Below are 20,230 nucleotides of genomic sequence, written 5' to 3' on the forward strand. Positions count from 1 at the left end.
TTTTTCTCTATGTCTTTATCTTATAGACCGGGAGATCTTCTGCCATCGTCCAAAGGGGCACACAGGCTCTGCCCTTTTGGGCAGCCCTTTAGACAAAAAAACATGCGAAAGTTATCTTTCGCATGCTTTTTTCATTATAGTTTCAAGAAGTTCACAATCCGCAAATAATTGCCCATTGTGCAATTTTGCTCTTTAGGCAATAATATAAAAATAGTAAATAGAGAGCAGAGCATCCTCTGTACTCAAGAAAGGAGGTCGCATGGAACTTGAACCCCAAGCCGACACTGCGCGATAAAAAGAAGGAAGCCACGGCCTATGCCTTAGCCCAATCTGCCTTCGAGCTTGCGCTTGAACTGGGTATGGACGGCTTCATTGTCGATGATGTTGTCCAGAAGGCCGGCTACTCCCGGCGGACCTTTGCCAATTACTTCTCGTGCAAAGAGGAGGCGGTAGCAGAGTATTTTATGGGCAACATTTCAAAAGAGGACAAGAACATACTGTTAACAGGCTTGCCTCCGGATGCAACACCGCTGGAGGCCTTGTACAACTTGCTCAAGCTGCAGTTTACTTCCGAGTTTCTGTATCAATTACGCCAGTTCGTATCACTTGCGAATCAGTATCCGTCGCTGGAGCCTTATATCCTCAGCGTATTCCGCCGTTTGCAGATCGCTGCACAGCAGACGCTCGAGCAGTTCTCTCATGGACGTTACGCCGACGGATATACCCATCTTCTTGCCGGTGCTGTCTACGGAGCGTTCGTGCCGATTCTGGACGGACGGCTCAACGTAATGCTGCCGGGAGAAGCACAGGATGAACACTCCGGTGCTATGTCGTTTGATCAATATTTGAATTCCATGTTTGCTTATTTACGCAACGGCTTCTAAACCAGAGATAAAAAGGAGAAACCATTACATGTCAACATTTCTGTACCGATTGGGAAAATCGGCTTATTCCAAACCATGGTATTTCCTTACAGCCTGGATTCTTATTCTCGGTGTTGTAGGCGCCCTGCTAGGCGTCAATGGCATCCAGTCCAGCTCCGAAATGAAAATTGAAGGCACAGAATCGCAAAAAGTGCTGGATATGCTGGCTGAAGAGCTTCCTGCTGCTGCCGGCGGCCAAGCGAGCGTTGCCTTCACCGCACCTGACGGAGAACGGCTGGACACGCCGGAACGGACAGCGCTGATTCTGAAGGCTATCAATGATGTCTACAGCATGGACTATATCATCAACCCGGCCGAGCTGGCCGCCCAAGCCGCTGCTGCTGCGGGACAAGCTACAGGAGCAGACCCATCAGCCGCTGCGGGTCAGACTGATGCTGCGGGCCAAGCCGCTGTCGGTGGACAATCTGCCACTACAGACCCTTCGGTCGAAGCGGGTCAAGCGGCTGCTGCAGCTCAGGCAGCTCCTTACGGACCGCTGTTGGCTGACGGTGTTCCGGTTCCCGGCGTCATGCTGTCCGCCGACGGCAGCATCGCCCTGTTCCAATTTCAATTCACTGTTCAGCAGACGTCGCTGCCATCTTCCGTACCGGATAACATCATCAACACCGTGACCGAAGTCGAGCAGGCAGGCTCTGGCATCACAGCCATTCCGAGCGATTCGCTGAAGAGCATTCCGTCCATCGGATCGACGGAAGCGGTAGGCGTTGTCGTTGCAGCGATTGTGCTGTTTATTACGCTTGGCTCGGTCGTTGCCGCAGGGTTGCCGCTGATCACCGCACTCCTTGGCGTCGGAATCAGCGTCGGCGGAGCGTTTGCCCTCTCGAGCATCATCCAGATGAACGACATCACGCCGATTCTCGCCGTAATGATCGGTCTGGCTGTCGGCATCGACTACTCGCTGTTCATCGTAAACCGGCAGCGACGGTTGATTCTCGATGAGAAATTAAGCGCCGGCGAAGCAGCAAGCCGGGCATTAGGAACCGCCGGCAGCGCCGTATTTTTCGCCGGACTGACCGTCATCATCGCCCTATGCGGTATGCTGGTCATCGGCATTGGCTTCCTGTCGACCATGGCTCTGGTAGCCGCAGTCAGCGTTCTGATCAACGTCCTGCTGGCGCTGACCCTGCTGCCTGCGCTGCTGGGTCTGGTCGGTGAACGGATCTGTACCGCCAAGGCCCGCTCCAAGAACGTTGCTTCCGTTAACAAAGCCCGCCACGGGTTCTCACACCGCTGGGCGAACGCTACCGTGAAATACCGCTGGGTCATCATTATTCTGGTGGTTCTGGGTCTTGGAACAGCGGCGATTCCGGTAACAAAAATGGAGCTGGGCATTCCGTCCGGTGCCTCGGCAAACCTGGACACCCCGGCACGCCAGAGCTATGACATTATCTCCAAGGGCTTCGGCGAAGGCTTCAACGGACCGCTGCTGCTGGTGGCCCAGCCGAACAACCCGTCCGACAAGATTTCTATGCAGACACTGGGTAAGCTGGTTCAGGAGTTGCAAATGCATGATAACGTCACGCTGGTGTCCCCAATGGGTGTCAATGCGACCGGAGATATCGCCATTATCAGTCTAATTCCAAAAACCGGCCCGACAGATACAGCGACAAGAGATCTGGTGCAGGATCTGCGCGATCCCGCTTCCGGCCTCGCATCCGGGAATGATGTTAAGCTTGGCGTGACTGGCTTCACCGCCATTAATATTGATATGTCCTCCAAGCTTTCCGATGCTTTCCCAATATATATTGGCATCATCGTAATTCTGTCGCTAATCATCCTGCTGCTCGTTTTCAGGTCGGTCATCGTTCCGATCAAAGCGACAGTTGGCTTCATTCTCAGCGTCCTCGCCACCTTCGGCCTTACCACAGCCGTGTACCAGTGGGGATGGCTGCACTCCCTGTTCGGTTTTGACACCGGAGGTCCGCTGCTCAGCTTCATGCCGATTCTGGTCACCGGCATTCTGTACGGGCTGGCGATGGACTATCAGGTGTTCCTGGTTAGCTCCATGCGCGAGGCTTACGTACACGGACGCCGTGGCAACGACAGCGTCGTTCACGGCTATGATCTCGCCAGCCGCGTCGTGCTTGCAGCGGGCATAATCATGGTTTCCGTCTTCGCCGGCTTTATCTTCGCACCTGACGCGATGATTAAGCAGATCGGCTTCGCGCTGGCCTTCGGTATCCTGATCGATGCCTTCATCATCCGCATGACGCTCGTTCCGGCCGTAATGGCAGTCTTCGGAGACAAAGCCTGGTGGCTTCCGAAATGGCTGGACCGTCTGCTTCCGAACCTCGATGTCGAGGGCGATAAGCTGATCGCCAAGCTCCATAGCGAGAATGGAGACAACAAATAAAAAACGGACAGCAGCCCAGCCGTCCGTCCAACCCTTCAAGAGTAGAGCCTGCGGACAATGTCTGCCGGCTCTACTCTTTGTATTACAGCCCAATAAATTCATCGGGCGCAATCTCCCGTTCTTTTCTATTTCATAAGGAGTCTTATTAACAAAACTACGACACTCCCACTCGTATCTATATAAGTTGAACTAGATATATTCAGTAAGTTGGTCGTCTTCCAAACGAACACAAAGAGGATCCAGCTTGTAATTTCCGCTAGCCAGATAACAGCGTCCTAGGTAATAACAAGCCAGGAAACTACCCAATGCTGAAGGCCCTCGAATGCCAATCCCGCCTGATTGCCGATCATGCGAGCGTCCGTGAACAGATTGTCATCAGTATGGATAATATCACCAAATCCGTCAACACCTATCAATAAAGCGGCTGCGTCTCCTTTACCGGAAAGCGCAGCCGCTTGTGAATAACTCTGCTTCTTGTTTCAGATGCTTGCTGTCTTTTTGCACAATTGCATAGAACCAGATGTTCTGCGGAACATCCAGACTTTTCCGAGTTCCATATCGATCAGTTCAATATCAAACTTCGCACCCCAGTTGGTATTGCCGGTGAATTCGCAATTTCGCTTGGGTTCTTTTTCTCGTAGATGAACTTCAAGTATCCGCCCACTGCCGGTGCGGCCAATAGAGCGTTGCGTCCTCACGTGTTACCGCCGCTGCGATGGAGGACACAGAATCGCTACTGTCCGTTGGAGCCGATATTACGGAAGGCACGGCCAACGCGCCTACCGCCAGCTTTTCCTGTGTTGCCCTGCCGTTCATAAACGCCACGAACTGCTTGCCAAATCCGCAAAGAGCTAGGCTGGTCCGTCGTGCTCTGAAAACCTGACGGAAGCTGGCTGACGGATTCGATATTTTGAACGAAGGCCGTCAGTAATTACTAAAAAACACAAAGTGGATAAAACAAATAACAGGACCGGCCCCAATGGCTGGTCCTGTTATCATTCTTTATGCTGGAGACTATCTATAGGACAGCTTATTGATTAGCTCTATCCACCCTATTCTTGAACTCCTCTCGCTGTCCGCACTCTCAGTTGCCCGCTTCCCCGGATTTCTCCGTCAGTCCGGCAACGATCTGATTGATCGGATTCGTGAACAGAGCATACAGAATTGCAGCATTCTCCTTTTTGCTCAGCGCATCTCTGGACTTGAAATCAACAGCCCCCTCGGAATCAGCCTTGATGTCAGGTCCGTACAGTCCCAAAGCCACGGCCATCCTCACTGCCGGAACCGCCCATTTATCCGTGTTGCCGGCCAGCTTCACATCTTTGAACAGCTCATCCGGGTACTGTGCGCTGAGCAGTTTCCACACCATTACCGCCGCCTCCTGGCGGGAAATGACCCGGTCAGGCTGGAACTCTCCGCCTGGCGTTCCTTGAACCATTCCGAGTTCAACGGCCATCTGTACATAAGCGGCATCAGGATGACCCTGCAGATCAGGGAATGCCAGCTTCTCTGTCTTGCTCTCTTTTATATTGCTGCTCTCCAGCATCAACCGCACATACTCGGCACGCGTAGTTCCCGCCTCAGGCTGAAAGCTGAGCGCCGCATCATTCGGCAGATAGCCCAGCGACTGCAGCATCATAACCGGGGTCGCATACGGATGGCTCGCGGTGACATCGGAATAACCGACACCATCCGGCCCTTTTTGCTCGTAGCTGTAAGGATTGAGGTACGGTTCTTTCAGATAGGCGCCTTGTCTGCCCGAAGTCAATTCAAAGCCAGTAAATTTCTTGGTAAGCTCATCAATGAACAAATTATCGTCCACTTGACGTAGCTGGCGGGTGCCCAGCAATGCATCGCTAATGCTAAGCGCACCATCTTTTACAGCAACCGTGGAGACCAAGCTCTTGAGACGGAGATCTGCATAGTAACCGGTGAACGCATCCAGGGCTTCGGCGCTCAGCGGCTGGAAGGTTCCCAGCTTCGCTGGTGCGGCATATTGCGGGAAAAACGCCTGGATAAACGCCGGGTAAAACAGCTCCCGCAGCACGCTTTGCTGATTATAGGCAATAAAAACCCCGGTATTCTGTTCCGGAATCAGGAACATATAAGAGCTGAAGCCGATTAAATCGCCTGCCTTGGTGATAATCTTGGAGCTGCTGCCGGCACCGGGAAGCTGCATGGGCGCTTCGAAGCCGTAGGTGGTATTCGGCAACAACGGGTGGATGGAGGAGCGATATTCCTTCATGGAATCTACTGTACTTTCAGCCAGAATGCGCTTATTTCCCGCCACGCCCCCATTCAGAAAAGCAGTCATGAACTTGCCGATATCATCGGCGGTGGACAGCATGCCTCCATGGGGCATGACGGTTGGAGTTACTGTATACAAGTCAAGCGCCTTGCCTCCGGCATCATAGGCCGTAGCGAGATCTTCCTTCAGCTTGCCTTCCAGCAGGAAGCCGCTTTTATCCATATTCAGCGGTGCAAATACATGCTTCTCCATATAATCCTCATAGGGCTCGCGGCTGGCCTTTTCCACTACCAGACCGAGCAACAGTGAAGCGAAGTTGTCATACATGTAAGAAGTGCCCGGCTCTCGGACAACCGGCGGCATGTGCTGCAGCACATAATCCTCAATCGATACCTTTGTCCCGAAATCATCATTGATATCTTCCGGCTGGGGGTCCTGAATCCGGAACCCAGTGGTATGGGTCAGCAGATCCTCCACCGTTACCGGAACCCCGAAGGGATTCTCGAATTCAATCGGTCCTGTATAGGTCTGAAAATCCGCTTTCAGATCAATTTTCCCTTGCTCTACCAGCTGCATAGCGGCAGCGGCGGTGAAGGTTTTGGATACCGAGGCCATGCGGAAGACCGTTTCATCAGGGTCTACCTCCGTTTTACCGGCCTTGTCCGCATAGCCGAAACCTTCTTCAATCACCGTCTTGCCATCCTTGACCACGATGACAACCGCACCGGCAAGCTGCGCTTTCACTTCTTTCATACTGAAGAATTGCTTGAGGAACGCCGCAGCATTCTCTGTCGTCAGCGGCTTGGCTTGCCCGGTAGCAGATGCCGGAGGAGGAGACGCGGAGGAAACGGCAGACGCATGCACCATCGGGGCCATCGTAGTCAGAATCAGGGTAGCGGCAAGCACTGCCCTCGTCCAAAAAGCGGGACCGCTACGCAACATTGACAAATTCATTCACTTCACTCCATTTCCATTAAAATAATAGGTATAGCGGTTATTACGGAATTTTATGGATTCGGACTCATTAATTTCATTTATACGCCTTGGCCACCTCACGGTAATAGACCGTTTGCTGCACCAGCAGAATGATGCCCAGGACGACAATGGGCAGCGGGGTGAAGCCGAACAGCAGGGAGTACAGCGTAAACAGCACGATGCCTGCGATTAACATCACGTTGGTAATCTGATAAGCTGAATAGGCAGACCGGTATACCGTCCACTGCTCTCCCTCGTCCATTTTGGCAAACAGCTCACGTGCCGCTTCTTTCCCGCTGTTGGATTTCAGATTCAGCGTCCGATCCGGATAGACCTCGTTGTAGATCACAAGCGTGCGGTGCTGGAGAAAAATGGCCATAAACATCGTGACGCAGCCGCTGATCATGTTCACCATCATGTAAGTTTGCATGGTCTCCCTCGGACTGCCCGCTCCCAGGGCATGGGCAAAAGCAAGCACCAGCCATAGCAGGGTGACAATGGTGTTATACGAGCTGACCTTGAGGATTGTACCAAGCAGCTTCTCCTTCGGACTCATCGGCTCATCTGAATGCTGGTCTTCATCGTTCATGGCGTTCAACTGGCTGAGGCCAATCACATTCCAGACCAGCAGAACAAGCACAATCAGCGCCAACAAGGCGAACATAAGATCATATTCGTAAACAAGCGAAAAGCTGAAGTCGGCATTCTCCGGAACAGTAATTGCACCCGAGGCAAAGATGTAGCCGATCATCCCTCCAATAAATGCCCATAGAATCAGCCACAATGCTTTTTTGGTTTTGAGTGGTTTGTTTGTGCTGTCCATCATTGCTCACGCTCCTCTTCTTGAATGGAAAAGATATCCTCAACCTGCACTTTAAAGGCTGCAGCAATCTTCAGAGCCAGCACCACCGAGGGAGAATAATCGCCCCTTTCGATCAATGCGATCGTCTGGCGGGAGGCTCCGATTCGCTGTGCTAGCTCTTGCTGGGACAATCTGTCCCTGGCCCGCAGTTCACGGACGCGGTTAACCAGTTCACTCAAGTGCTTCATCTCCTTGATTTGATTGTATATGATGTAATTCATTTTGTAAATTATAATATACAAATTGTATCTGATTATATACATTAATGTTGTTACTATTTAGCTATTATTCATAAATAAAGAGGCCCTTGTCGCTGACATAGGCCTCTCACAGATCCTGAACAAACATTGTGATGTGGTGAAACAGACAGGATTTATACGATAAGTATAAAGAAGAATAACGAGAATTAGCCACTTGAAGCCCGTGAATTAATTTATGGCAGGCTTCAGTTTATTCAAATCCCCTACCAGAATCAAGCTTTAATAACGTTCCATTCAGGACAGGTTGCCCAGTTATAAGGTTTTGGGGGCCAGCACTTCTTCCATTTTCTTTAGCTTTCTGTAAATAACCGATCTGTCCACACTTAATTTCTTGGCCGCTTCTGTTCCGTTCCCATAACAATCTTTCAGTACTTTTTTTATATAACGCCCCTCTGCTACTGCAGTGAAGTCTTTCAGTGTAGACAGCTGATGTTTATTTTTTTCTATGAAGTGGTCTATTGAATACCAATCCGCAACATTATCCTCTTCCTGTTGGCTAATTCCCATGTATTCCGTAACCACAAGTCTTTCGATATAATTCCTTAACTCTCTCGCATTCCCATGCCAAGGCTGACTAAGCATCTTATCAAACTCTTCAGCACTTAAGACATATTTCTTACCGTACATTTGATTGAAGCTGGCTATAAAACTGGAGATTAATCCTACAAGGTCTAGTTTGCGGTTGCGAAGCGGAGGAATATGAATCGGGATCACATTAATCCGATAATATAAATCTTCCCGGAACAGCCCTTTCTTTACCATACTCCACAGATCCCGACTAGTAGCTGATATAACACGACAATTGATCGGTATATTAGTAATGCCGCCGACTCGTCTCACTTCCTGATTCTCAAGAACCCGCAATAATTTGGCTTGCATCTCGAGTGGCAAATCCGCAATTTCATCCAGAAATAGAACCCCGTCATTGGCAATTTCGATCATTCCCGTCTTCACTTCCGCCTGCCCTTCAAAGACTCCTTTTTCGTATCCAAACAATTCATATTCAAATCCAGCCGGAGCAATAGCTGCGCAGTTAATCGCAATGAAGGGACCCTTCCACTTTTCACTCTTTAGATGAATATATTTCGCTATAACCTCTTTACCCGTTCCGGATTCACCATATATTAACACTTTACTGTCGTAGGATGCTATTTGGTTGCAGACTTTAATAATTTGTTTCATTGCCAAACTTTCGGCAACAATACCTTTCCCTTTCCCCGCTGCAGCTTCTCCTAATTGCTTGTTGATTTGCTGGGTTACAGGTACATTAGCTTCATAATAGGTGTGTTCCTGTTTGAATTCATTTGAAGTGGTGACTACCAGCTGCACCTCCCCGTCCTTATCCAAAATAGGAATAGCTGTCGAGAATATATGAAACCCTCTTGACGTAATGATATTTTTAGATACTTTTTGTTTACTTTGAATGGCTTCCATCGTAATGGAATGACCATAATAGCCTGCCTTCACCAAATCCTGGACATTGGCCTTTAGCAGATCTTCTAATTGAACTCCAATGGTTAAAGCGGTAAAATCATTGGAAATTAATATATTTCCGTTTGGATCGGTGACAAATAAAGTAGAAGGCAATTCTCCAATAATTTCGTCTATCGTACGTTTACCTGATTTTTTATTTCTTTTAGTCAAATTTATCAGTCCTATACAGTTGTATTAACGCTTACTTCATATTTGGAAAAAAAGCCAAGTGGTATCATTACGTAAATGATACCACTTGGCTAATATATATTACACTTTAATTACGCACCAACAACTGATAATTTCCCCAGCTTCTCAAGGATTTCTTGCGCCTCTTCAAACATAGTGGTAATCATCTCTTCAACCGTGGTAATCTCATTAACCATCCCACAAATTTGTCCTGCCATTACAGAGCCAGTATCCGTATCTCCTTCGAATACGGCTCTACGCAAAGATCCCAAACTTAATTTCTCTAACTCTTCACGAGAAGCCTTTTCATTTTCAAGTCTAAGGAATTCAGCAATCATACTATTCTTAATACTTCTAACAGGACCACCCAGGCTGCGGCCAGTAACCGTTGTGCTCGTATCATCTGCGGTAATTACTGCTTGTTTGAAGTTCTCGTGAGTAGGGCATTCCACTGTAGCCAGGAACCGGGTTCCAACCTGAACGCCCTGTGCTCCGAGCGCAAATGCAGCTGCGACCCCACGGCCATCCGCAATCCCGCCGGCTCCAATAACCGGAATGGAAACCGCACTAACTACTTGAGGCAGCAGAGCCATCGTCGTTGTTTCACCAACATGTCCGCCTGCTTCTGTTCCCTCAGCAACAATCGCATCAACACCTAATGCTTCCATTTTCTTAGCGATTTTTACAGAAGGTACTACCGGAATTACGATAATGCCATTTTCTTTGAGAGTCTTCATGTATGGAGCAGGCGTGCCTGCACCCGTGGTAACAATTTTCACGTCTTCTTCTATAATGACTTGAATAAGTTCAGGGATATTGTTCATCATCAACATCAAATTTACAGCGAAGGGTTTATGGGTGCTTTCTTTTGCCTTACGAATCTCGTCACGAAGACGATCAGCAGTAAATCCGCCTGAACCGATAATGCCTAGCCCTCCCGCATTAGAAACAGCACCTACTAGAGGAGAAACGGCGATTTGAGCCATACCACCTTGAAAAATTGGATATTTAATACCTAATAATTTTGTAATCGACATTCTTAAAAACCTCCATTTTTTTGATCGTTTTTGATCGTTAATGTAACTAAGTTTCTTAAGCAGCTTTAGTGGCTTCTGGTTTTGGCTGTTGTTTTTCCATTGCTTTGAAAACAAAGGTTAAGGCAAAACCAACCAAGGAGATAACCAGAGCGATGTAAAAAGCATTCGTGAACATTCCGTCATTAGCTGCTGCAACCTTACCGGCAATTCTCGGTCCGAAGAATGCTGCTCCTGAATAACCGATAAAAGTTACACCATAGTTCACACCGTAATATTTCATACCAAATTTCTCGCCAACAATAGAAGGGAATATTCCCATGGTTCCGCCAAAGCATAAGCCAATTCCTACGATGGCTACCGCAAATCCGGCTATTGTTGTAGATAATGCTATAGTCAACATCATGCCCGCAATGACCAGATAGATAATGAGCAGACATTTTACCCGCCCAATTTTATCGGACACAGCGCCCCAGAATACACGACCAATGCAGTTACTGAGAGAGTATAAACTTACATATAATGCTGCGGCTGCGGCTGAAAGTCCAAACATCTTCTGACCGATTACAGAAGCATTAGCTGTTACCATCATTCCTGACAAGGCACCGATTAAGAACAGGCAGGCAATCACATAGAATAATGGCTTCTTTATCATTTCGTGCCACTCTACATTAACTCCACCCTTAGAAGCTGCAGTAGCCGGAGGCGTCCAGCCCTCAGGGATATAACCGGCCGGGGATGCTTTAACGAGTAGAGCAAGGCCTAAAATGACTACTAAGAAGGCGACCCCGAGCATTATCAGTGCTGGCTGGACACCATTGTCGCTAATTAACGCGTTAGCTATAGGTGCTATAACGATGGATCCACCGCCATATCCCGCTGTAACAATTCCGGCAGCTAATCCTCTTTTATCCGGGAACAACTTAACGCTGTTCCCAATTGTAGCTGAATACACAATTCCCTGACCTATTCCGGTAATTACACCGTATGTGATATACAGCATCCAAGGAGCGGTTGCCAATCCGGAAAGAATAAATCCAAGCCCAAACATTGCTCCGCCAATGAATATAGCCTTCTTGGCTCCCCCTTTATCCACCAATTTCCCTCCCAGGATCATTGGAATTGGAGATATAGCCGCGTTAATAGTAAAAGCCATCATAATATCCGGCATCGTAACATTAAATACTTTGGTTAATGGCAGTGCAAAAATACTGAATGCGTATATTGCACCTACACAGATATTAATGATCGTTGATGCAATCAATATCCTCCAACGATTCAACTTTACATTCATGACATCATCCCCTTTTATGGTTTATTAAATCAATAAATAATCACTATACTTCCAATAAAACCCGATTTTTTCCGGCAATAATAGACTTCAATTTTCCCCAGTTTTCCTGGAACATGGCTTGATCCATTTCCTTAAGATTTGGTGAGATCGCCGGTTCAAATTCCATTTGATCCAGAATATGAGTTTGCAAGTCAATACCTGGTGCTATTTCAGTTAATGTAACTTTTCCATCCTGCAGTTCGAATACTGCGCGCTCAGTAACATATACAACGGGTTGCCCAACTTTGGCGGCATATGAACCGCTGAACGTGATTTGTTGCACCTTCTTAATGAACTTTTTTACTTTTCCCTCTTGGAGTATTTGCAATTTTCCATCTTCAGCCTTGATCTCTAGCCCGCCAGCAGTAAATGTACCTGCGAACACAAGCTTTTTGGCAGCTTGAGAGATATTAATAAACCCACCGCATCCAGTTACACGAGTTCCAAATTTGCTGACATTTACGTTCCCGAACTCGTCTGTTTGAGCCAAGCCAAGGACAGATAAATCGATTCCACCACCATCATAGAAATCGAACTGCGAGTCATGATCTACAATAGCCTCAGAGTTATAAGCATGACCGAAGTCTTTCAGACCTGCGGGAACACCACCAATCGAACCCGCCTCTGTTGTCAAAATCAGTTGGTCGCTTACTCCCTCTTCTGCTGCTATGTTTGCAACATTAACCGGAATTCCAACCCCAAGATTCAAGATCGTATTCGGTTGAAGCTCTACTGCAGTTCGGCGGGAGATGATTTTGCGCTCATCCAGCGGTAGGGATTCAATAGACTCTGTAGGTACTTTTACATGACCGGAGAATGCCGGATTATAATGAGTGTTTTCTGTCTGGTAATGATTTTCCGGTTTAGAAACAACAATATAATCTACTAAAATCCCTGGCACTTTAACATCTTTAGGATTAAGAGTGCCACACTTTGCGACCGTCTCTACCTGGGCGATAACTATGCCTCCCGAGTTGCGGACAGCCTGAGCGATAGGCAGAACCTCCATATGCAGGCCTTCTTTTTCAAGAGTCAAATTGCCATTCTCATCAGCCACGGTTCCGCGGATCAAGCCGATATTAATAGGGAAAGATTTATAGAATAACCACTCTTCGCCTTCTAATTCAATAACCTTCACTATGTCTTCCTTCGTAGATGGGGACATTTTTCCGCCTTCGACCCGAGGATCTACGAACGTCTCTATGCCTACTTTGGTAATCACACCAGGACGCTTAGCTGCAATTTCCCGGTATAGCTGAGTAATTACACCTTGGGGCAAATTGTACGCTTCACATTTGTCTTCTTCGATGAGCTTTGCCATCCCAGGAGAAGCAATTGCAATTCCACCAATCCATCGTTTAATTAATCCCTCATGGCCTAAGTGGCTCATTCCTTTGTCGCGGCGGTTGCCGACTGCACTCGCGTGCATTACAGTCAAATTCTTCGGTTGTCCTGTTTGCACGAAGCGATCTTCAATGGCTATTCCCATCTCTTCTGCCCAGCATGATAATCCAAACCCGCTGGCTGCAACTGTATCACCATCTTTAATTAGTTCCGCTGCTTTTGCGGCTGAAATTACTTTTGTCATTTAATCTGCTCCCTCATATGTGAATATTTTCACTTTTTTGATTAAAAAATAAAACTATTGCTTCGCATGCCTCAAATCTCTTGTGAAATATTTCGCAATGTCATCGTATTACAGAAAAAAGAACGGGTCAACAGGCCCGAAATAGCTCTAAATCAAGGTTTTTTCTGTAGATTTTTTGCGACTCACTCTTTTGAACACTCTCTTTTTAAGCGCATTTTTTCTTTAATGATTAATAAGCGTGTTGGAATAGACAGGTGAAATTCAACTCTATTTTTTTCTTATTCGGATTGGATGTAACAGTCGCAAAATAACCACACTATTTCATTCATCTTGTTTAAAGGTTATAAAAACAACCTGGAGGTGACCTTTCATATTAGCGAATTATTCAAATTCGTGCAGATTGCATTTTAAGATATTTTATAAATATCAAGAAAAAAATAAAATATTTTTCCCATGTTGCGTAAATTGCATTTTTGCAACACCTGAATCTCTTGAAAAAGACAGAGCTGTAGTTCAATTTATCCCCATTGCCAACAGAAAGGCGGCACAGGCAAGACAACCACCGCCTACAATCTGGCGTTCGCCTTGTCCCATGAAGACCTGGTTAACAATCCTTCCTGCTTTCCTCTTGAAACGGCCGAACCTGAAGTCCACTTACCAGAATCAGCATGATTACGTTAGAATACATAACACATAAAATCGAAAACACGCTCTAAAAGTGCATAAATATTAAAATTATTAAATTTTATGTTATTATTATTGACATTTATGTTGTGACTATTTATATTGACAATATAAGATTTCAACGACACAACATTGTGTCAACGAAGGACGCAACGGTTTCTCCCCACAATGCTGTGGCTCGGATGACTTGTTGCACCGGTATTCTTACATCTACTTATAAAGTCAGTCACGATGACGTGGCTGCAATTGGCAATGGGGCCGATTAACAAAATCCGCAGTGCGGGTTCTGTCAGTCGGCCCTTTTTTGTCAATTCACTTACTTGGGGTTCATAAAAAGGAGGATGTCAGCAATGGAAGCCAAAGGTTTTCGCAAGGCGGGTCATGCCCCGAGTTTGTTCTCAGCTTTTTTGTATTTTGACGTAAGCTTTATGATTTGGGTACTGTGTGGAGCTCTATCGCTCTACATTACCAAGGACTTCGGATTATCGGATACTCAAAAAGCAGCTATGGTCGCCATCCCTATCCTCGGCGGCTCGATATTCCGGATTCCGATGGGCATACTGGCTGACCGCATTGGCAGTAAAAAAGCGGGCCTAATCGGGATGTTCCTTACCATTATCCCTCTTCTGTGGGGCTGGCTTGGCGGAACCAGCCTGCTTCAGGTCCATATGATCGGATTCCTGCTCGGTTTTGCAGGTGCAAGCTTTGCCGTATCGCTTTCCCTTGCAAGCCGCTGGTACCCTCCGCAATATCAGGGGCTGGCGATGGGCATTGCCGGCGCAGGGAACAGCGGAACCGCGCTGGCCACTTTTTTCGGACCGCAGATCGCCCAGGCTTACGGATGGCACAGTGTGTTTGGGATTGCGCTGATTCCTCTGGCGATCGTTATGATTGCTTTTGCCATATTGGCTAAAGACGCCCCGAATGCCCCTGCGCCCAAGCCGCTCAAAGACTACCTCAGCGTCTTCAGGCATGCAGATACCTGGTGGTTCTCGATGTTCTACGCCATTACCTTCGGCGGCTTTGTCGGGTTCGCCAACTATGCGAGCATTTTCTTCTATGATGTGTATGGTGACGGCGTACACTCCGGAGGTCTAACCAAAGTTCAGGTGGGATACCTGGTTACCATCACAGTCATTGCGGGCAGTTTCTTCCGGCCTTTAGGCGGCTGGATCGCGGACCGGATTGGCGGCATGCGCCTCCTTCTTGTTTTATACAGTGTAATTTCGGTATGTGCGTTTGCCATTGCGTCAATGCCTGGTTCATTCCTGTTGATGCTGCTCTATACCAGCGTAATGATGGCCTGCCTCGGGATGGGTAACGGCTCGGTCTTTCAGATCATCCCCCAGCGTTTCTCTAGTGAGATCGGAGTCATTACCGGAATTGTAGGTGCTGCAGGAGGTCTTGGCGGATATTTGCTGCCGACCTATGTCCTGGGCCCGCTGAAGCAGTCCACAGGCTCACAGGTCACCGGATTTCTGGTGGTCGGTTCCATCGTGCTCCTTACCACCCTTATCTTTTACGCGGTAACAAGATCCTGGAGAAAATCCTGGGCAAAGGCAGAATCCGGGGTTAATTTCTAACCAGCTTGTACAGAAAACTTCGAGGCGGTGAGCTCACATGACAACTGGCAAAATCAAAAGCGTCTGTCCTTACTGCGGGGTTGGCTGCGGGATCGTACTCGAAGTATCGGATAACCGCGTGGTCAAAATCACCGGAGATAAGGAGCATCCGGCCAATTTCGGCCGGCTGTGCACCAAAGGCAGCACTGCTGCAGCCGCGATCACGGAATCCGGCCGGATGGAGTATGCATACAGCCGCCCGTCCCGGGGGACTGAACCTGCCAAAATGGAAATAAATTCAGCCATCCGCGATACCGCGCAGCGGCTGCGCAGCATTCTGGAGGAACACGGCCCGGAAGCCCTCTCCATCTATGTATCGGGCCAGATGTCTCTGGAGGCCCAGTACCTGATTAATAAACTGGCCAAGGGCTTTATCCGGACGCCAAATATTGAGTCCAATTCACGTCTGTGTATGGCAGGTGCCGGCAATGGCTACAAGCTCTCTCTGGGAGCAGACGGGCCTCCGGGTTCTTATCAGGATATGGATCAAACGGATTTATTCTTCGTTATTGGCGCCAATATGGCCGACTGTCATCCGATTCTGTTCCTCCGGCTGATGGACCGGGTGAAGAGCGGAGCCAAGCTGATTGTCGTTGACCCCCGGCGGACGGCAACCGCGGAGAAAGCTGATTTGTTCATGCAGATCAGACCCGGAACGGATCTCGCCCTGCTCAACGGACTGCTGCATCTGCTTGTAAAAAGCGGCCATACGGACCCGGCCTTTATCGGCCGCTTCACCTCAGGCTTTGAGAGCATGGAGGAATTTTTGGAGGATTATCCGCCGGATAAAGTCTCCGAAATAACCGGCATCCCGGAAGCGGATATCCGGCAGGCAGCCAAGTGGATCGGTGAAGCGCCGGAGTGGCTGTCCTGCTGGACCATGGGTCTCAACCAGAGCATCCACGGCACCTGGCACACGAATGCCATCTGCAACCTGCACCTTGCTACAGGAGCCATCTGCCGTCCGGGGAGCGGCCCCTTCTCACTCACCGGACAGCCCAATGCCATGGGCGGCCGGGAGATGGGCTACATGGGTCCAGGCTTGCCCGGTCAGCGTTCTCTGTTGTCGGAAACCGACCGAAGCTTTATAGAAAAGCTGTGGGAGATCCCCCAGGGAACGCTTCGAACCGATGCCAGCGGCGGCACCATTTCCATGTTCGAAAGCATGATCTCAGGCAAAATCAAAGCCTGCTGGATCATCTGCACCAATCCGGTGGCTACCGTTCCCAACCGCAAGAAGGTCATCGCTGCCCTGGAAGCGGCTGAACTGGTCATCACCCAGGACAGCTTCCTGGATACGGAGACCAACCGGTATGCGGATATCCTGCTGCCCGGAGCCTTATGGGCTGAAGGTGAAGGGGTGATGATTAATTCGGAGCGCAACCTGACCCTGATGCAGCAAGCCGTCGAGCCGCCTGGAGAGGCCATGCCGGACTGGCTGCTTATCGCCCGGGTAGCCGCTGAAATGGGTTATGCTGAAGCTTTTTCCTACTCTTCTTCGGCAGAGGTATATGCGGAAATCCAGCAAGCCTGGAATCCGAAAACAGGGTACGACCTGCGCGGGGCCACCTATGCACGGCTGCGTGAAACGCCTGTACAGTGGCCTAGTGCGCCGGATCAGCCTAACGACCGAAATCCGATCCGTTATTTGAACCGTCAAGGCGGCACTGCACTAAGTGAGCTTCCAGATGACAGTTCTCTGGATATCGTGTTCCCGACAGAAAGCGGGAAAGCTGTATTCTGGGCACGTCCGTACATGCCGCCTGCAGAGATGCCGGACAGCGATTATCCCTTTGTGCTGAATTCCGGCCGCTTGCAGCACCAATGGCATACGTTGACCAAAACAGGCAAAGTTCCCAAGCTCAACAAATTGAACCCGGGCCCCTTTGTGGAAATTCACCCGGAAGATGCTGAGGTGCTAGGAATTAAAGACCGAGATCCGGTGGAACTTCGTTCGCGGCGGGGGCTGGTAATTCTCCCGGCGGTCCTTTCAGACCGTGTGCGCCCCGGCAACTGCTTTGCCCCCTTTCACTGGAATGATATCTTTGGATCACAACTGGCTGTCAATGAAGTTACCAATGATACCGTCGACCCCCTGTCCTTACAGCCCGAGTTGAAATTTTGTTCTGTGTCACTGGTCAAGGCTGCAGGCCAGCCTTCCAGGGAACCTCATGCGCCGGTTATCGACAGTATTCCGGCTTCAACTCCAGCCAGCGCTGAGACCGCCCGTCCGAAGGAGGCCGTAATTATGAAGCAACTCGACACGCTCGCGGGCATGCTTGGGATTGAAGCCCCCACAGCCATGATTCTGGATAGCCACGAACAGGCTTATCTGTCCGGCTTCATCACTAGCCTGCGCACCGAGGCTGGCCGGTCCGCTTCCGGCATTCCGGTGCTGCCGCCCGCTGCGCCTTTTGAACCATCAACCCGCTTCTTTGTAGATGGCCTGCTGGCGGGCATGTTCTCCCGCACTCCCCTTCCCGGGGCGGAAGCTGACTCAAGACCCGAACCGTCATCGGATCCGGCCCCTTCGGAGGCTGCCCCGTTCCCGGAGAGCACCACGACAACCAACCTTCCAATAACCATCCTATGGGCCTCGCAGACCGGAAATGCGGAGGGTGCAGCCATTGACTGTGCCAAGAAGTTACAGCAAGCCGGTTATGATGTGCAGCTAGTAAATATGAATCAATATTCCGTGAGCGATCTGGCAAAGAACCGGTCTGTCCTGTTTATCGCCAGCACCTTCGGAGCCGGCTATCCTCCCGACAATGGAGAAAGCTTCTTTCAATCCCTCAGGGCAGAGAATGCCCCACAGCTCCAGGATCTGCGTTATGCCGTGCTCGCTTTCGGGGATTCCAATTACGATCTCTTTTGCGGCTTCGGGCGGAATCTGGATACCCGTCTGGAGGAGCTTGGTGCACAGCGGCTGCTTGACTGTGCCCATTGCGATACGGACTTTCAGGAGCAGACGGATGCATGGACGAATGATGTCTCTGCACTGTTGGGCGGATTTACAGGCAGCCCGAAGCACGCTACACCCGCCGCAGCAAGCGGTATCTCATCCACTCCGGTTGCCGTATCCATCCCGGTTGCCCCAAGTTCGGAACCACGCGGATATCACCGGAACCACCCGGTACCTTCACGGCTGGTGTTCAAGCAGAATCTGAACAAGGCCGGATCTGAAAAGGAAACCCGCCACTACGCCTTCGACCTTACACCTGCCGGAGTGCAGTTCGAAGCAGGCGATGCTCTGGGGGTGTGGCCTGCCAATTGCCCTGATTTAGTGGGCAATCTGCTGCATACGCTGGGCATTGAACCTACTACCCCGGTAATGGTCAAAGGCCAGGGAGAACTACCGGTGACTGAAGCACTGCTCCGTCATTTTGAGATTGCCCGGGTTACTCCAGACATGCTCCGCTTCATCCGGGACCGCGCTCAGGATGTCGGGTTAAGCAAGCTCCTAGAAAGTGAGAATCTGGCGGACCTCAAGCAATGGCTGTGGGGTCGTCAACTGATCGATGTGCTGCAGGAATTTCCGGTTCCCCTCAGCGCACAGGAACTTTTGGAACAGCTCAATCCCTTGCAGCCTCGCCTCTATTCGATTTCTTCCAGTCCGAAAGCATATCCGAACGAGGTTCATATAACTGTTTCCACTGTTCGCTACGAGAACAACGGCAGCGCCCGCAAGGGAGTATGCTCCACATTTCTCGCCGACCTCGCTACAGAGGATACGGACATTCCCATTTTCATTCAAAAGAATGCCCATTTCCGTCCACCGGCAAATCCTGATGCCCCGATGATTATGGTCGGTCCGGGTACAGGCATTGCTCCGTTCCGGGGCTTCCTGCAAGAGCGTAAAGCATCCGGAGCCAAAGGAAGAAATTGGCTGATCTTCGGGGAACAGCGGAAAGACAGTGATTTTTATTTCTACGATGAGCTTGAAGTTCTTCAGACAGAAGGCTTCCTGCATCGGCTGGATACAGCCTTTTCGCGCGATCAGGCTGACAAAATCTATGTACAACACCGCATCCTTGAGCATGGAGCCGAGGTATGGGCCTGGCTTCAGGAAGGCGCGCACTTCTATGTATGCGGAGATGCCCAGCAAATGGCCAAAGAAGTAGATGCCGCACTGAAGAGGGTAATCCAGCAGCACGGCGGTATGACTGCGGATGAAGCGATTAACTATGTAAAAGAAATGTCGTTATCCAAGCGGTATGCGCGGGATGTCTATTAAGAAGACTATTGAACATCACATCAATTTTGTTTTGAGTGAAGAGGGGCGGAGTATACGTCTTTTTCAATGTTATAAGGCAAAACGATGCATAAAATCGTCCGGTTAGAAGCAATGATTCACATCAAACAAGGCCCCGCCAGTATAATCACTGACGAAGCCTTGTTTTATTTATATTCTTGTCCTCTGATTATATTCCCTCTAGCAAACGTTCAATCGTTGATGATGTCCACCCGGTTAGAGCGTATCTTCAAACTGGAAGAGCTCTGGGGAAGCAGGTATTTAGTATTGAAAGTAGGGTCCCTACAAGCCTGCAGCGGGTTCGTTTACTCGGACTCAGGAGACGCTATGGAGAGTGAAATCCCTGCTTATTCTTTTTTTCGGACCCAGACGACCTTATCTGCTCTGCATTCTATCTAAAAGCGGCCATCAGG

Annotated in this window: 12 protein-coding genes; 4 read left to right on the forward strand and 8 right to left on the reverse strand. The window is 49.4% G+C overall.

Features of this window, described 5'->3' with window-relative positions; translation table 11 throughout:
- Positions 1–266 precede the first annotated feature (266 nt).
- Both ACQ76X_RS05530 and ACQ76X_RS05535 read left to right on the forward strand, forming a co-directional pair.
- A complete protein-coding gene (locus ACQ76X_RS05530; RefSeq protein WP_438492154.1) occupies positions 267–884 on the forward strand; it encodes a TetR/AcrR family transcriptional regulator in 618 nt (205 codons plus the stop codon).
- Positions 885–912: 28 nt separating this feature from the next.
- Entirely contained in the window at positions 913–3,297 is a 2,385-nt protein-coding gene (locus tag ACQ76X_RS05535; protein WP_438492155.1) for an MMPL family transporter, read from the forward strand.
- A gap of 648 nt (positions 3,298–3,945) precedes the next feature.
- Here the strand turns inward: ACQ76X_RS05535 and ACQ76X_RS05540 are convergent.
- From ACQ76X_RS05540 to ACQ76X_RS05575, 8 genes are all read right to left on the reverse strand, one after another.
- Positions 3,946–4,113: a hypothetical protein gene (locus ACQ76X_RS05540; RefSeq protein ID WP_438492157.1), complete on the reverse strand. Its 168-nt coding sequence runs from the start codon at positions 4,111–4,113 to the stop codon at positions 3,946–3,948.
- A gap of 268 nt (positions 4,114–4,381) precedes the next feature.
- Positions 4,382–6,499: a serine hydrolase gene (locus ACQ76X_RS05545; RefSeq protein WP_438492158.1), complete on the reverse strand. Its 2,118-nt coding sequence runs from the start codon at positions 6,497–6,499 to the stop codon at positions 4,382–4,384.
- 76 nt (positions 6,500–6,575) lie between these two features.
- Positions 6,576–7,346 carry a DUF3169 family protein gene (locus tag ACQ76X_RS05550; protein ID WP_438492160.1) on the reverse strand — a complete coding sequence of 257 codons (771 nt, stop codon included), beginning with the start codon at positions 7,344–7,346 and terminating at the stop codon, positions 6,576–6,578.
- On the reverse strand, positions 7,343–7,561 hold the full coding sequence (locus tag ACQ76X_RS05555) for a helix-turn-helix transcriptional regulator (RefSeq protein WP_438492162.1): 219 nt from the start codon (positions 7,559–7,561) through the stop codon (positions 7,343–7,345). Before ACQ76X_RS05555 ends, ACQ76X_RS05550 begins: the two co-directional genes overlap by 4 nt.
- 333 nt (positions 7,562–7,894) lie before the next feature.
- Positions 7,895–9,286: a sigma-54 interaction domain-containing protein gene (locus ACQ76X_RS05560; protein WP_076109922.1), complete on the reverse strand. Its 1,392-nt coding sequence runs from the start codon at positions 9,284–9,286 to the stop codon at positions 7,895–7,897.
- Positions 9,287–9,396: 110 nt separating this feature from the next.
- The gene (locus tag ACQ76X_RS05565; protein WP_076109923.1) at positions 9,397–10,341 is read right to left on the reverse strand and encodes a DUF561 domain-containing protein; all 945 of its coding nucleotides are present in this window, start codon (positions 10,339–10,341) and stop codon (positions 9,397–9,399) included.
- A gap of 55 nt (positions 10,342–10,396) precedes the next feature.
- Entirely contained in the window at positions 10,397–11,632 is a 1,236-nt protein-coding gene (locus tag ACQ76X_RS05570; protein ID WP_438492165.1) for an L-lactate MFS transporter, read from the reverse strand.
- 43 nt (positions 11,633–11,675) lie between these two features.
- Positions 11,676–13,259 (reverse strand): acyl CoA:acetate/3-ketoacid CoA transferase, encoded by a 1,584-nt coding sequence (locus tag ACQ76X_RS05575; RefSeq protein WP_438492167.1) that lies wholly within the window; start codon positions 13,257–13,259, stop codon positions 11,676–11,678.
- Between the two features lie 1,034 nt (positions 13,260–14,293).
- Between ACQ76X_RS05575 and ACQ76X_RS05580 the strand changes: the two genes are divergently transcribed.
- Positions 14,294–15,526: a nitrate/nitrite transporter gene (locus tag ACQ76X_RS05580; protein ID WP_438492168.1), complete on the forward strand. Its 1,233-nt coding sequence runs from the start codon at positions 14,294–14,296 to the stop codon at positions 15,524–15,526.
- Positions 15,527–15,563: 37 nt separating this feature from the next.
- Entirely contained in the window at positions 15,564–19,799 is a 4,236-nt protein-coding gene (locus ACQ76X_RS05585) for a sulfite reductase subunit alpha (RefSeq protein WP_438492170.1), read from the forward strand.
- Positions 19,800–20,230 lie beyond the last annotated feature (431 nt).

It is taken from the genome of Paenibacillus sp. IHBB 3054 (assembly GCF_051594305.1).
In the GTDB taxonomy this organism is placed as follows: domain Bacteria; phylum Bacillota; class Bacilli; order Paenibacillales; family Paenibacillaceae; genus Paenibacillus_AQ.